General features: G+C 65.4%; 13 protein-coding genes. 8 read left to right on the forward strand and 5 right to left on the reverse strand.

What is annotated here, in order from left to right; translation table 11 throughout:
• The first annotated feature begins 65 nt into the window (after window positions 1–65).
• Window positions 66–1,157, forward strand: coding sequence for a LacI family DNA-binding transcriptional regulator (locus tag CH293_RS14365; protein WP_037112387.1), 1,092 nt, complete (start codon window positions 66–68; stop codon window positions 1,155–1,157).
• A 15-nt stretch (window positions 1,158–1,172) separates the two neighbouring features.
• Here the strand turns inward: CH293_RS14365 and otsB are convergent, their stop codons facing one another.
• The 3 genes from otsB to CH293_RS14380 all read right to left on the reverse strand — a co-directional run bounded on the left by otsB (window position 1,173) and on the right by CH293_RS14380 (window position 5,130).
• A complete protein-coding gene (gene otsB / locus CH293_RS14370; protein ID WP_037112386.1) occupies window positions 1,173–3,719 on the reverse strand; it encodes a trehalose-phosphatase in 2,547 nt (848 codons plus the stop codon).
• Between the two features lie 51 nt (window positions 3,720–3,770).
• Window positions 3,771–4,355 (reverse strand): cholesterol catabolism transcriptional regulator KstR, encoded by a 585-nt coding sequence (kstR, locus tag CH293_RS14375; RefSeq protein ID WP_255122877.1) that lies wholly within the window; start codon window positions 4,353–4,355, stop codon window positions 3,771–3,773.
• A 67-nt stretch (window positions 4,356–4,422) separates the two neighbouring features.
• Window positions 4,423–5,130 (reverse strand): FadR/GntR family transcriptional regulator, encoded by a 708-nt coding sequence (locus tag CH293_RS14380; protein WP_037112385.1) that lies wholly within the window; start codon window positions 5,128–5,130, stop codon window positions 4,423–4,425.
• A 67-nt stretch (window positions 5,131–5,197) separates the two neighbouring features.
• Between CH293_RS14380 and CH293_RS14385 the strand changes: the two genes are divergently transcribed.
• The 7 genes from CH293_RS14385 (at window position 5,198) to CH293_RS14415 (ending at window position 10,294) form a co-directional block, all read left to right on the forward strand.
• On the forward strand, window positions 5,198–6,070 hold the full coding sequence (locus CH293_RS14385) for an alpha/beta hydrolase (RefSeq protein ID WP_094720600.1): 873 nt from the start codon (window positions 5,198–5,200) through the stop codon (window positions 6,068–6,070).
• Between the two features lie 115 nt (window positions 6,071–6,185).
• On the forward strand, window positions 6,186–7,562 hold the full coding sequence (locus CH293_RS14390) for a GntP family permease (protein WP_094720601.1): 1,377 nt from the start codon (window positions 6,186–6,188) through the stop codon (window positions 7,560–7,562).
• 1 nt (window position 7,563) lies between these two features.
• Window positions 7,564–8,088, forward strand: a complete 525-nt coding sequence (locus CH293_RS14395) for a gluconokinase (protein WP_094720602.1) — start codon at window positions 7,564–7,566, stop codon at window positions 8,086–8,088.
• A 211-nt stretch (window positions 8,089–8,299) separates the two neighbouring features.
• The gene (locus CH293_RS14400) at window positions 8,300–8,602 is read left to right on the forward strand and encodes a WhiB family transcriptional regulator (RefSeq protein WP_037112379.1); all 303 of its coding nucleotides are present in this window, start codon (window positions 8,300–8,302) and stop codon (window positions 8,600–8,602) included.
• Between the two features lie 109 nt (window positions 8,603–8,711).
• On the forward strand, window positions 8,712–9,035 hold the full coding sequence (locus CH293_RS14405) for a hypothetical protein (protein WP_094720603.1): 324 nt from the start codon (window positions 8,712–8,714) through the stop codon (window positions 9,033–9,035).
• Between the two features lie 43 nt (window positions 9,036–9,078).
• Entirely contained in the window at window positions 9,079–9,738 is a 660-nt protein-coding gene (locus CH293_RS14410) for a DUF2637 domain-containing protein (protein ID WP_094720604.1), read from the forward strand.
• A gap of 58 nt (window positions 9,739–9,796) precedes the next feature.
• Window positions 9,797–10,294: a DUF427 domain-containing protein gene (locus CH293_RS14415; protein ID WP_241483888.1), complete on the forward strand. Its 498-nt coding sequence runs from the start codon at window positions 9,797–9,799 to the stop codon at window positions 10,292–10,294.
• Between the two features lies 1 nt (window position 10,295).
• On the opposite strand, the gene bluB is transcribed toward CH293_RS14415, so the two are convergent.
• Both bluB and CH293_RS14425 read right to left on the reverse strand, forming a co-directional pair.
• A complete protein-coding gene (gene bluB / locus CH293_RS14420) occupies window positions 10,296–10,949 on the reverse strand; it encodes a 5,6-dimethylbenzimidazole synthase (RefSeq protein WP_094720606.1) in 654 nt (217 codons plus the stop codon).
• Entirely contained in the window at window positions 10,946–13,213 is a 2,268-nt protein-coding gene (locus CH293_RS14425; RefSeq protein WP_094720607.1) for a bifunctional diguanylate cyclase/phosphodiesterase, read from the reverse strand. Before CH293_RS14425 ends, bluB begins: the two co-directional genes overlap by 4 nt.
• Between the last annotated feature and the right edge of the window lie 102 nt (window positions 13,214–13,315).

Below are 13,315 nucleotides of genomic sequence, written 5' to 3' on the forward strand. Positions count from 1 at the left end.
GCGGTGAAATCGGGCAAACACCGCCCGATTTTCTCTGTGACCCGGTATGCGACTAACGTCCGAGTATGTCCAGGTCGAGGGAGCCGCGTCGCCCGGCCACACTGGCGTCCATCGCCGCAGAGTTGAAGGTCTCTCGCACCACGGTGTCGAACGCCTACAACCGCCCCGATCAACTGTCCCCTGAGCTGCGTGAACGCGTGCTGATGGCAGCCAAACGCCGCGGATACGCAGGACCTGATCCCGTCGCGCGGTCGCTGCGGACCAGAAAAGCCGGGGCCGTCGGTCTGGTGCTGACCGAAGCACTGAGCTACTCGTTTCGCGACCCGGCCGCCATGGCGTTCCTCGCCGGTCTCGCGGAATCGTGTGAAGCCGCCGGGCAGGGCCTGCTGCTGATCCCCGCAGGTCCGGACCGAGACGACACCGCCGCGGCGGCCGTGGTCCAACAAGCAGGAGTCGACGCGTTCGTCGTCTACTCCGTCGCCGACGACGACCCGTACCTCCTTGCCGTGCGCGAGCGGCACCTCCCCATCGTCATCTGCGACCAGCCGCGAGGCGTCCCCGAAGCCGCACTGGTCGCCATCGACGACCGCGCCGCGATGAAGCTCATCGCCGAGCAAGTCATCGCCCTCGGGCACCGGCACATCGCAGTACTGTGCATGCGCCTGGGACGAGACCGGCGCGACGGCGTCGTACCCCCGGTGAGGTTGGCCAACAGTCACTTCCACGTCCAGCGTGAGCGCATCGCCGGGGTCCAGGACGCCATGCGAGAAGCAGGCCTCGACCCGGACGCGCTGACGGTCGTCGAACGATTCGAACACACCCGACGGTCCGGTCACTCGGCGGCAGCTCAGGCGCTGCAGGCGAATCGAGACACCACCGCCCTGCTGTGCACCACCGACGTCCTCGCTCTCGGGGCGCTGAACTTCGCAAAGGTCACCGGCATCGACGTGCCCGGCGAACTCACCGTGACCGGATTCGACGGCGTCGAGGACGCCATTCGAGAGAACGTGACGACGGTGCGTCAGGACGCCGAGGAGAAGGGTCGACGCGCAGGCACATTGCTGACGTCGACCGCGCGCTCCGGCGTCGTGACCGCCGAATTCCTGCCGACCGAATTGGTCAAGGGTCGTACCGCGGGCGCACCCCCCACCGCATGAGCAGTGGGGGCGCGCTCAGCTCAGCAACGCCGCGCACCTGAGCAGTCCGAGGTGGCTGTAGGCCTGCGGGTGATTGCCCAGTGACCGCTCGGCGACCGGATCGTATTCCTCGCTGAGCAATCCGGTGGGTCCGGCGGCGCTGACCAGCTGAGCGAACAGCGCCTCCGCTTCGGCGCGCTGCCCGATCAGCAGGTAGGCCTCGACGAGCCAGGCCGCGCAGAGGTGGAAACCTCCTTCGCCGCCGGGTAGGCCGTCGTCGTGGTGGTAGCGGTACACGGTCGAGCCGCTACGCAGTTCGGCCTCGGTGGCGGTGACAGTCGCAGCGAACCGTGGGTCGGAGGGGTCGATAAGGCCGGACAACCCGATGTGCAGCGTGGCGGCGTCGAGGTCGGTGCCGTCGTACGCCGCGGTGTAGGACTGGACTTCGTCGTTCCATCCTTGCTCGAGAACCTCGGCATGAATCGTCGAACGCAGTGTTTCCCAGGACGGTTCGGCGGGGCGGTCGAAGTTCGCGGCAAGAGTGAGCGCGCGATCCACCGTCAACCAGCCCATGACCTTGGAGTACACGTGGTGGCGAGGATTGCCGCGGATCTCCCAGATGCCGTGATCGGGTTCGGTCCATCGCCGCATCACGGCCTCGACCATCGACCGGACCAGCGACCAATCGTCCTCGGACAGGGCCTCTTTCCCTTCCAGCCCTCTCGCCTGACGCGCGTGCGCAAGTGACGAGATGAGGTCGACGATCGGCCCGAACACGTCGAGCTGAACCTGCTGGTTCGCGGCGTTTCCGACGCGCACCGGCCGCGAACCTGCGTACCCGGGGAGTTCGTCGATGACGGCCTCCGGGGGAAGTCCCAGGCCCCAGATGGTGTACAGCGGATGCAGACGCTCCGGACCCGGAACCGATTGCAGCACACCGTGAATCCAGGACAGGTAGCTTTCCGCCTCTGCAGTGGAACCGACGTTGACCAGCGCCGACGCGGTGAGAGCGGCGTCGCGCAGCCAGCAGTAGCGGTAGTCCCAGTTCCTGACGCCGCCGATTTCCTCGGGCAGCGAGGTGGTCGCGGCCGCCATGATGGAACCCGACTCCGAGTGCACGAGACCTCGCAGTGTCAGAGCGGATCGCTTCATCAGGTCGCGTTTGAGGGGCGGAAGGGTCAATCCGTCGACCCAGTCCTTCCAGTAGGCCTCGGCCTGTCGGCGCCGCTCGACCTCGGGCACGTCGGACGGTCCCAGATCTTCTGTTCCCAAACGTAATTCGAGTACGACAGGCCCGTCGGACGGGTCCACCTCGGCATGAGCGGTCTGCTGGGTGCCGTCGGAGACGACGTTCCACCGCACTCCTGGGCTGCGCAACACCATCGGGTCGGCCGTGCCGTGAATGCGGAGGCCGTCGGTTTCGGGTTCGAGTTGCACTCGGACCTTGCCGAACTCGGGGCGAGGCGCAAATGTGACGACCGCCGCGGCCTTTCCGGTGATCACGCGTGTCACGCACGTCTGGCCGGTGGGCACGTCGTGCGGAAGATAGTCGGTGACCTGAAGGCTCGACCACTTGGTCTGCACGGTCATCGTGCCGTCGACGTACTGCTGGCTCAGCGGCAGAGCCGTACGCGTCGGGCCGACGCTGAAATGGCCCGCTTCGTCGCCGCCGAGAAGGTGCGCGAAGACGGCAGCGGCATCGGGCTCCGGGTGACACAGCCAGGTGAGATCCGCGTCGGGAGTCACCAGGGCGACGGAGTTGGGGCTGGCCAGCATCGTCAGTCGTTCGATCCTGGGCGCGTCGGCCCCGGAAAGCCACTGCCTGCGTTCCTCGAGCAAGAATGCCAAGGCCAGCGCGACTTGCTGCGTGGAGTCGATACGAAACTCGGCCCCGCTGTCACCGGTACCGACCTTGACGCCGATGTCCGGACCGTGGAGGCGCGCGAACGCCTTCTCGTCGGTGGTGTCGTCGCCGAAGAAGACGGCCGCAGTCGCGCCTTCCTGGTGGCGAAGAATGTCGAGAGCAACGCCCTTGTCGGTGACGATGACGGCAAGTTCGATGACCGACTTTCCCTCGGTGACCTGTACGCCTTCCCGAAGGGCGACACCCTCGCGGACGGCATTCAACGCCCGTTCGGCGTCGGTCGGTTCGGCGTTGCGTACGTGCAGCGCCGCGCTTGCGGGCTTCACCTCCACTCCCACGCCGGGGAACCTACTGGCGATCGACTCCATTTCGAGGGAGATGTCACCGAGCAGCTTCTTGGCCTTGTCGTCGATCGCGTGGATGAAACCGATGTCGAACTCACTGCCATGGCTCCCGACGAGCTGAACTTCGGCAGGCAACCGGGACAGCGTCGCCAGGTCACGCAGTGCACGGCCGGAGATGACCGCCGCGGTGGTCCCGGCGAGCGTCGCGAGCCCGCGCATGGCGCTGACGGCCTCCGCGTGCGGAAACGCCTTCAGCGGATCGGACACGATCGGAGCCATCGTGCCGTCGTAGTCCGAGGTGACGAGGAGGCGAGGGGTCCGGGCGACGCCGATGAGAGCGCGTCGGAGTTCCAGTGGCAGTTCCAGAGCAGTCACTCGAATGAATCTATGCGATAGCCGCCGAAGCGGCTCACCGGTCCCCTCACGTCACATCGACGCTTCGGCGTTCCCGAGGAGCAGATCGACGGTCAATTCCAGCCTGGTTGCAACGTCGTTCGCCGACGATCGACGCGTCAGCCACGCCACGAGATTGGACAACCAGACGTCGCTGACGACACGAGCGATGTTGAGCTGCAACTGCGTTGGCTCACCGTCGCTCATCGCCTCGGCGAACATGCGGTCCATCAGGCGACCCACATGATCGACCTCGGCGGCAGCGGAGGCGTCGGCGGACATGAAAGCTCGGGTCATGGCTTCGGTGAGCAACGGATCACGCTGCATCGCACGTGTGATCTGACTCAGGACCAGATGCATGCGTTCCCGCGGCGTCCGGCCGGACGGGAACGTGCGTTTCGCGGCGATCTTCTCGAACTCGCGGGCAAGCGCGGAGACGAGCAGGTGCACTTTCGACGGGAAGTAGCGGTACAACGTTCCGACAGCCACGTCGGCGCGTTCGGCGACCGCACGCATCTGCACTGCGTCGTACCCGCCCTTGGACGCCAGCGCGAGCGTCGAATCCAGAATCCGTCTTCGGCGCTCTCGTTGCGCCTCGGAACCGAGGACCTCGTCCATCAGGGCGCCCGAGTGCCGCGACGATGCGTCGCCGCCCTGGTCGGTGCGTCGGGGTGTCGGCATCGCGTCACTCACCCCGAGTGGTCGCGGACATCGCGGCGGCGGACTCGGTCACGATCTCGAGCATGGCCTGTTCCGCGGCGGCCGCATCCCCGGCCTGGATCGACGACGCCACGACGCCGTGGAGACGAATCGCTTCGGGGTCGGCCTGGTGCGGCATCAACGCGTGCCGTGTCCGGCCGGCGAGTACCTCGACGACGATCTCCGACATCGAGCGCAACATCGGATTGCCCGAGGCCGCGAGCAACGTGCGGTGAAAATCGGAGTCGTGAGCGAGATAGGCGTCGGAATTCGCGGCACGAGAAGTGGCCGACATGCCGATCACCGCCGCGGTCAACTGGCCGCACTGCTGCGGGGTCGCGCGATCGGCTGCCAGACGAGCGGCCAAAGGCTCTATCCCGGAACGAAGTTCACTGAGAACGATCAGCTGCTTCGCGCGGTCGGGGCCGGCCAGTTGCCACCGGATCACCAGTGGATCGAGGGAGTTCCACGCCGTCGACTCCTGCACGGTGATGCCTACCTTGCGTCTGACGGTCAGGAGCCCGAGCGACTCCAGCACGCGGACGACCTCGCGCACCACGGTCCGCGAGACCTCGAAGCGGGCAGCCACGTCGTCGGCGGAAATGCGGGTACCCGGGACGATGGTTCCGTCGACGATGTCGCGACCCAGTTTCTCCAGGACGGTGACGTGCAACTGCAAGGATTCGGCTACCACTTCTCGATCGTGCCACGTGTGCGCCGGGTTCTCTTCCCGCTACTGTGACGGGCGGGAGGGATGTTCAATGACTGCAGACAGAGTCGACGTGCGGTTTCCGTCCGGGGGTATCGAGTGCGCCGCCTGGTTCTACCAGGGGTCTTCCGATGCGCCGGTGGTGGTCATGGGGCACGGCCTCGGCGGCGTCAAGGAGATGAGACTCGACGCCTTCGCGGAGAAGTTCGTGGCCCAGGGATATTCGTGTTTGGTGTTCGACTACCGGCACTTCGGCGGCAGCGACGGCGAACCGCGTCAGCTACTCGACATCGACGAGCAGTTGGAAGATTGGGCCGCCGCCATCGCGTTCGCCCGCACCCGGGCAGAGAAGATCGTGCTCTGGGGCACGTCGTTCGGCGGCGGGCACGTGATCGTCGCGGCGGCGCGGGACGGTCACGTCGATGCGGTGATCTCCCAGTGCCCCTTCACCGACGGCATTGCATCGGCGCTTGCGACGAATCCACTGGTCGCGGTGCGTGTTACTGCTCGCGCTCTGCGCGACAAGCTCGGTTCTGCGCTCGGCCGAGCACCCCGAACGATCCCGCTCGCCGGCAAGCCCGGCTCGACGGCGCTGATGTCGTCCGAGGATGCGCTCGACGGTTACCTGGCGCTCCTTCCCCGTGGAGCGTCGTTCAGGAACGAGGTTCTCGCCAGAGTCGGGCTGGACATCCCGCTGCGACGGCCGGGTCGGCATGCGTCGAACGTGACGTGCCCGATCCTGTTCACGGTGTGCGAGACGGACACCGTCGCCCCGGCGAAGGCAACCCTCCGCCACGCTGCACGCGCGCCGCGCGGTGAGGTCATGAGCTATCCCGACGGGCACTTCGCCATCTATGTCGGGGACGCCTTCGAGCGTGTTGTCGCGGATCAGGTCGCGTTTCTGCAGCGAGTGGTGCCGGTGTAGCTATTTGTAGTACGAAATGAACTGACCTCTTGCCATTCGTCGTACTTTTGGGCATAGTGAGCCGAGTCACCTCGCGGGGGAGGTGTCGACCACCTCACCGAAAAGGTAAATGCCCATGCTCACGACACTCGCCCAGGCCGCCGACGGCGCCACCGCGTCGGACGCTCGACTCATCCTGTCTGCGATCGTCGGCGTCGCGGTCATCATCGGTCTCATCACCTGGCTGAAACTCCACCCGTTCGTCTCCCTGACCATCGGAGCCGTCGGAGTCGGCATCGCCGCCGGACTCGGTGCAGCCGATTCGGTGGCGGCCTTCGTCGAAGGCTTCGGATCGACGATGGGCAGCGTCGGCATCCTCATCGGATTCGGCGCGATGTTCGGCAAACTGCTCGCCGATTCCGGCGGAGCGGACCGAGTGGTCGACACACTCGTCGGGAAATCCTCGCCCGCGCTCCTTCCCTGGACGATGGCGCTCGTCGGCGCCGTGATCGGGCTACCGATGTTCTTCGAGATCGGCCTCGTCCTGCTGATGCCGGTGATCATCCTGGTGGCCAGGCGGTCCGGTCAGCCCCTGATTCGAATCGCCATCCCGACGCTGGCAGGACTGTCCGCGATGCACGGTCTGGTGCCGCCGCACCCGGGCCCGCTCGTCGCCGTCTCCGCTTTGGACGCCAACCTCGGACTCACGCTCGGTCTCGGAGTGATCGTCGCGATCCCGACGGTCGTCGTCGCCGGACCGCTGTTCGGCAAGCTCGCGTCCAAGTGGGTGGACGTTCCGGTTCCCGCCCTGTTCGAGACCTCGGAGGACGAGGAATCGCGCCGACGCCCGACGTTCGCGGCGACCTTGGCTGCGATCCTCCTCCCGGTGGTCCTCATGCTCGGCAAGGCTGCGGCCGACGTCATTGCCGCAGAATCGAGTTCACCTCTGAAGGGCCTGCTCGACTTCCTCGGCACCCCCGTGGTCGCGTTGGGGATCGCAGTCCTCGCCGGCATCTTCCTCCTCGGCCGCGGAGGTGGAATGGACCGTCCGGCGATCGCGAAATCCCTCGAGAGCTCGCTGCCACCGATCGCCGGAATCCTTCTGATCGTCGGTGCCGGAGGCGGTTTCAAGCAAGTACTCATCGACACAGGAATCGCCGACGTCATCGCCGACGCCATCAAATCCAGCAGCCTGCCCGTTCTCTTCCTCGCCTGGTTGGTCGCGGTGCTGATTCGCGTCGCGACAGGCTCGGCGACCGTGGCCACGGTGACCGCGTCGGGAATCCTGGCTCCTGTTGCAGCAGAACTGTCCTCGACGCACGTCTCCTTGATGGTCCTGGCGATCGGCGCAGGTTCACTCTTCCTGTCGCACGTCAACGACGCCGGATTCTGGTTGGTGAAGGAGTACCTGGGTACCTCCGTCGTGCAGAATCTGAAGACATGGAGTGTGATGGAGTGCGTGATCTCGGTGACAGGCCTGGCCGGTGTGCTGGCGTTGAGCGTGGTGATCTGACATGACAACACACCCGGTGCTGGTGATCATGGGCGTATCCGGATCCGGAAAGTCCACCGTCGCAGGCATTCTCGCCGGAGCGCTCAAATGGGACCTGCAAGAGGGCGACGACCTTCACCCCGACGCCAACGTCGCCAAGATGGCCTCGGGCCACCCGCTCACCGACGAGGACCGATGGCCATGGCTCGAGACCATCGCGGACTGGATTCGGGCGCACACAGAAGCGGGTGAGGCGGGGATCGTCACGTGCTCGGCACTCAAACGCAGCTACCGTGACGTCCTGCGGAAAGGTTCGGAGGGCAAAGTCGTCTTCGTCCACCTCGCAGGCTCCCGCGAACGTATCAGCGGCAGACTCAACGCGCGCATGAACCACTTCATGCCCAGCGGGCTCCTCGACACCCAGATGTCGACCCTCGAGCCCATCGATCCCGACGAACCCGCCATCGTCATCGACGTCGGTCCACCACCCGCAGACATCGCGGCCTCCATCATCGCCGAGCTCGAGACCTATCTTCGGACCGAATGAACCGTTCGGTCACTCCAAGTGACCGAACGTCACGTTCGGTCCGGCGGAGGGGCGAGTTATGAAGCAGCGGTGCTGGTTTTTAAGCATACGAATGAACGACTTTCTTGCCAAAAATATGGTGAATGCGAGAAAGTGAACTAGTTCACGACTACATCATCCGCGCGGACAGGTCACGAGCCTCACCGCACGAGCATCCGAAGAGGAGACCCCGATGGTGAGAGGTGCGCCGTCCAGGCCGGTGGAGTTGCCGGTGCCAACCGCCGACGTGTGGGACTGGCAGCTGCACGGTCGCTGTCGTGGGTACGACTCGTCGGTGTTCTACCACCCCGAGGGTGAACGGGGACGCGCCCGCGCGCAACGCGAGCGCAAGGCAAAGGACATCTGCTCCACGTGTCCGGTCCTGCTCCGATGCCGCACGCACGCGCTGTCGGTGAACGAACCGTACGGAGTGTGGGGCGGAATGTCCGCGCACGATCGCGCCGACTACTACCGCGCCGAAGCACGCTTCGCCTGAAGGGTCGTTCCTGCAGGCTCCGCTCCTGACCTGATCTGGTCGTTCCTGCAGGCTCCACTCCTGGTGGCCTAGTCTCACCGACGTGGATCGAACTCCGTTGCCGCCTCGTGTGAAGGGGTGGGATGTCGCCGTCTCGGTGACCGCTCTTGTGTTCACCGTGATGCTCGGCGGGCTGGCGTTGCTCGTCGGGGTGTTCTCGTTGGCGTTTCTCGATCACTGTCCTCCGGAGACGTGCAGCGTCGACGGGGCAGTCACCGCGGTCGGAGTTGCTCTCGGGGCGGCGGGACTCGTCGGCGTCGTGGGCGTGGTGACGACTCTCGTTCGCCTGGCTCGCCGACGCACTGCATGGCCGTTCGCCATCGGCACCCTCGTCATGTGCATGCTCACCTGCATGGCGGGCGTCGTGGGATACGCAGCGGCCGTCGGAGCCTGACGATCGGCGTTTCTGTCGGTGGGCCGGTGCAGTATGTCGAGTCATGAACAAGGTTCTGCGGGCGACGCTGGCAAGTGCAGTCGTCATCACCACCGTCATCGGTATCGCGTCGTTCGTTCTCAGTTTCGCTGCGCTGTGGGACCTGGCGACCATGGCGGGTGTGCCCCGGAGCCTGTCCTGGCTGTGGCCAGTCATCGTGGACGGCACCATTCTGCAGGCCACCATCTCAGTGATTGCTCTCGCGCAGTTCGAGGATCAACGCAGTGGTCGACGCTTCTTCTGGGCGGTGTTGGTCACGGCCGCTCTCGTCAGCATCGGAGCAAACGCCATGCACGCCTTCATTTCCGGCGCAGGCACATTGCATCCGGCGCTGTCTGCGACCATCGCCACCGTCGCGCCGGTCAGCCTGCTCGCCGCCACCCACGGCCTCGGCATTCTGGTCAGGGTCCCGTCGGGCACCGTGGTAACGGTCGACGAGATTCCCGCCGCCCACACGCACGAGCACGTCGAGACAAGTGCCGACATCGAAGAACCCCGCGAGATCACCCGGCGCGCTGATCCGATCGTCGAGCCCCTGCCGTCCGTCCATCCCACGCAACGAGTTCAGTCGGAGGGTTCAGACGTCGATCCGCTCGTCGACGTGGACCGATGGGTACTCGACGACGACCGTGTCGAGGATCTTTACCCGGTCGATGCACCCTGAGCAGGCACGAGGCAATGAGCACCGATGGACCGGCGCAGTCCGTGGCACCATCGAGAAGATGACCGACGTGACGCCGCTACAGCCAGGCCCCGGGCAGGAGTCGGTGTGGGACTACCCTCGCCCTCCGCGTCTGGAGCATTCGAACCGATTGATCACCGTCAGGTTCGGGGGGATCCTCGTCGCCGAGACCAGGGAGGCGTGGAGAGTCCTCGAAACGAGCCATCCGCCGACGTGGTATATCCCGCGCGACGACGTCGCCGCAGATGCCCTGAGGCCGTCGGCGGCACGGTCCACCCACTGCGAGTGGAAGGGCGCGGCAACGTACTGGGATGTCGTCTGCGGTGGCGCGGTGAGCGAAGGCGCGGCGTGGAGTTACGAGACTCCGACGGAACAATTTCTGCCCATCACAGGGCATCTCGCGTTCTCACCCAGTCGCTTGGAATGTGAGGTCGACGGTGAACGCGCCACCCCGCAGGAAGGTGGATTCTACGAAGGCTGGATCACCAGCGACGTTGTCGGCCCGTTCAAAGGCATCCCCGGCAGCTGGGGTTGGTGAACTACTGCTGCCGGAACCGCTCGTGGTGAACGGCGTCGGACAGGGGACGGCGATTGCGCCAGCCGAAGCGTTCCAGGTCAGGGACCTCCTGGAATTCGGTGACCGGTCCCACGCACAGCCACGCTATGGGCCTCACCGGGGACGGTATGTCGAGTAGTTCGGTGAGGAACTGCTCCTGGTAGAACGAGACCCAGCCGACCCCGATCCTCTCCGAAACTGCAGCGAGCCACAGGTTCTGGATAGCGAGTACCGCGGAGAACAATCCGGTGTCGTCGACGGTTGCGCGGCCGAGTATGTGCGTGCCGCCGCGCTCCGGGTCGTAGGTGACGACGACGCCGGTGCGGCTCGATTCGATTCCCTCGATACGGATCGGGTCGAACGTCGCGCGCCTGTCCGCAGGCAGGGAGTCGGCGAACGCCACCCGTTCGTCGGCGACGTGCTTCGCGAAGGCGGCAAGAGTGTCCGGGGACTGCACGACGACGAAATCCCACGGCTGAGTGTTGCCCACACTGGGCGCGTGGTGTGCGGCGTCGAGAATTCGGTGAAGCATGGCGTCGTCGATGCACGTCCCGTCGAACTCGGCGCGTACGTCACGCCTCGACCGGATGGCCGTGTGAACGGACATGTGTTCGCCGGCGCCGTTGCCGAAAGTCATGATGTCTGCACCTCTCCACTCAGTCTCGCATCGATCGCTGCGACAGCCGCGGGTATGTCGGCGGCCGGCACGGGACGGCCCAGATGGAAACCTTGAGCGTGGTCGCAGCGAAGGTCCTTCAACGCCAGGAGCGTCTGCTCGTTCTCGACGCCCTCGGCTACGACGGTGAGCCCGAGTGTCCGGGCGAGGTCGATCGTGGAGCGGACGATCACCTGGTGTGCGACGACCGATGTCATGTCGGCGACGAAGACCTTGTCGATTTTCAATTGCTGTACGGGCAGAGTCTGCAGGTACGCGAGCGAACTGTACCCGGTGCCGTAGTCGTCGATGACGAGCGTGACGCCGAGATCACGCAGCTTGTTCAGGGTTTCGATGGCCCCGGGCGGGTCCGTCATCGACGACGTTTCGGTGATCTCGATCGCGAGTGTCGACGGATCGAGGTGCGAGGTGTTCAGTACTCGCGCAACCTGCTCGACGAGTGTGGTGTCCAACAGGTTTCGGGTCGAAATGTTGACCGAGACGGTCAGGTCGATGCCGTCTTCGCTCCATGCTTGCCGTTGTGTGGCGACCTCGGTGAGCACGTAGTCGAGTAGCGGTCTGATCAGGCCGGTGCGCTCCGCCACGGGAAGGAATGCCGCGGGTTCGACGAGGCCGCGTTCCGGATGGTTCCACCGCAGGAGGGCTTCGACGCCGATCGCCCTCATCGTCTTCAGGTCGACCTGCACTTGGTAGTAGATAGCGAGGTGTCGTTGCTCGATAGCGTTTCCCAGCTCGCTGAGCAGTGACAGCTGGGCTCTGTTGTCGCGATCCATCGAACCGTCGTACACGGCAATACGTGGTTGCACTGTTTTTGCGTATTGTGTTGCGCGATAGGCCTGTTTGGCCAGTCCTTCGGTGGTGGCCGACGTCTCGGATCGAGTCCTGTTCGCGGACAGGGCAATGCCGATGCTGACTTCCACGAGCAGTGTGGCCGGGCCGACGGTAACGGGCTGATTCAGTGACGCATGCAGGCGCCCTGCGACATTGACGGCGTCCGACCGTTCGGCGTGGAGGACCACGGCGAACTCGTCTGCCCCGACTCGACCGATCACGCCGACTCGACCGATCGAAGCGCCGAGCCGTAGTGCAACCGCGCGCAACACGTCGTCACCGATACCGTGGCCGAAGGTGTCGTTGATCTCGTGAAACCGGTCGACGTCGATGATCAGGAACGCCAATGGCGTGTCGCGGCGACTGTCGTGGGACATCCATTTCTCGACGCCGATGCGGTTGGACAAGCCCGTGAGTTGGTCTGTTTCGGCCACACCGCGCAGTGCGCGCGTCTGTCGTGCCAGGAGCAGGAGCAGCTCGGACACGCGGATGAACACGAGGACGACGAGAACGGTGGCGCATGCCACCACGCCCCAGCCCCATTCCGCCACCGGCTCGCCGCGGATCAAGAGGATGGCCATGGCCGCGGGGGCGGTGAGAGTAGCGGCAGTGACGACCACGACGGTGGGGAAGCTGAACGAGGCAGCCGCTGTGTCCGCCGGGCCTCGCCGCGGCTTCGGCGACGCGAGAGTGCACACCGACGGGTGCAGGGCGGCCGTTCCGACCAGGAGGTAGAAGGCGAGATACCCGGCGTCGGTCACGCTCGTACCGATTCCGACGAACGAAGTGGAGGTCGCTTCGGCGGCGAGATCGGCTGCTAGGACCACGACTACGGCGACGGTGAGCAGACGATAGGACACGCTCCGCCATTGCGGTGCGCCGACGAAGTGAACGAGCAGACCGAGCAGGTACACATCCATCGCCGGATAGGCGACGGCCAGCACTCCTTCGGCGGTGGACACGTCGACCGAATCGGGACGTACGACGAACACCCACAGCAGCAGACCGAACGCGATCATCACGATGGCACTGTTGGCCACGTGACCGAGTTGGCCTCGCCGCCAGCCCCGGTGGACCAGAAGGTAGAGCCCCGATGCGAGAACGGGGTATCCGGCGAGGTAGATGATGTCGACGACGGTGATGGCGGGTGGCGAGTCCGCCGTCGCCAGAACGAACGCCGTCGCGTCACCCAGGGCCCAGAGTCCGCTCCCGATCGCGATCAGAATCCACCCGGACATCGATGCAGGCCGGTTCACCGCAACGCCGACGACGACTGCGGCGACGGACGCGACAGAGACGGCCACGAAGAGCGTGTTCGAGGGAGCGCCAGTCGGCATCGACAGGTACACGGCGCAGGCGGTGATGCCGAACGCGGGGAACAGCCACCATTTCACCAGGGTGCGTCCTTCCCTGCGTCCTGTACCTGCGCTCGGCCGATGTGATCCACTCTAGGGGAGCCGGTGCTCGTCGTAGGTGAACACCGGCAACTACAGGGC

This window comes from Rhodococcus sp. 14-2470-1b (assembly GCF_002259415.1).
Classification (GTDB): domain Bacteria; phylum Actinomycetota; class Actinomycetes; order Mycobacteriales; family Mycobacteriaceae; genus Rhodococcoides.

Coding starts and splice junctions, on each gene's coding strand:
- CH293_RS14395 (WP_094720602.1), top strand. CDS start 7,564: ATGACAACACACCCGGTGCTGGTGATCATGGGCGTATCCGGATCCGGA.
- CH293_RS14365 (WP_037112387.1), top strand. CDS start 66: ATGTCCAGGTCGAGGGAGCCGCGTCGCCCGGCCACACTGGCGTCCATC.
- CH293_RS14390 (WP_094720601.1), top strand. CDS start 6,186: ATGCTCACGACACTCGCCCAGGCCGCCGACGGCGCCACCGCGTCGGAC.
- bluB (WP_094720606.1), bottom strand. CDS start 10,949: ATGACTTTCGGCAACGGCGCCGGCGAACACATGTCCGTTCACACGGCC.
- CH293_RS14400 (WP_037112379.1), top strand. CDS start 8,300: ATGGTGAGAGGTGCGCCGTCCAGGCCGGTGGAGTTGCCGGTGCCAACC.
- CH293_RS14415 (WP_241483888.1), top strand. CDS start 9,797: ATGACCGACGTGACGCCGCTACAGCCAGGCCCCGGGCAGGAGTCGGTG.
- CH293_RS14410 (WP_094720604.1), top strand. CDS start 9,079: ATGAACAAGGTTCTGCGGGCGACGCTGGCAAGTGCAGTCGTCATCACC.
- kstR (WP_255122877.1), bottom strand. CDS start 4,355: ATGGACGAGGTCCTCGGTTCCGAGGCGCAACGAGAGCGCCGAAGACGG.
- CH293_RS14385 (WP_094720600.1), top strand. CDS start 5,198: ATGACTGCAGACAGAGTCGACGTGCGGTTTCCGTCCGGGGGTATCGAG.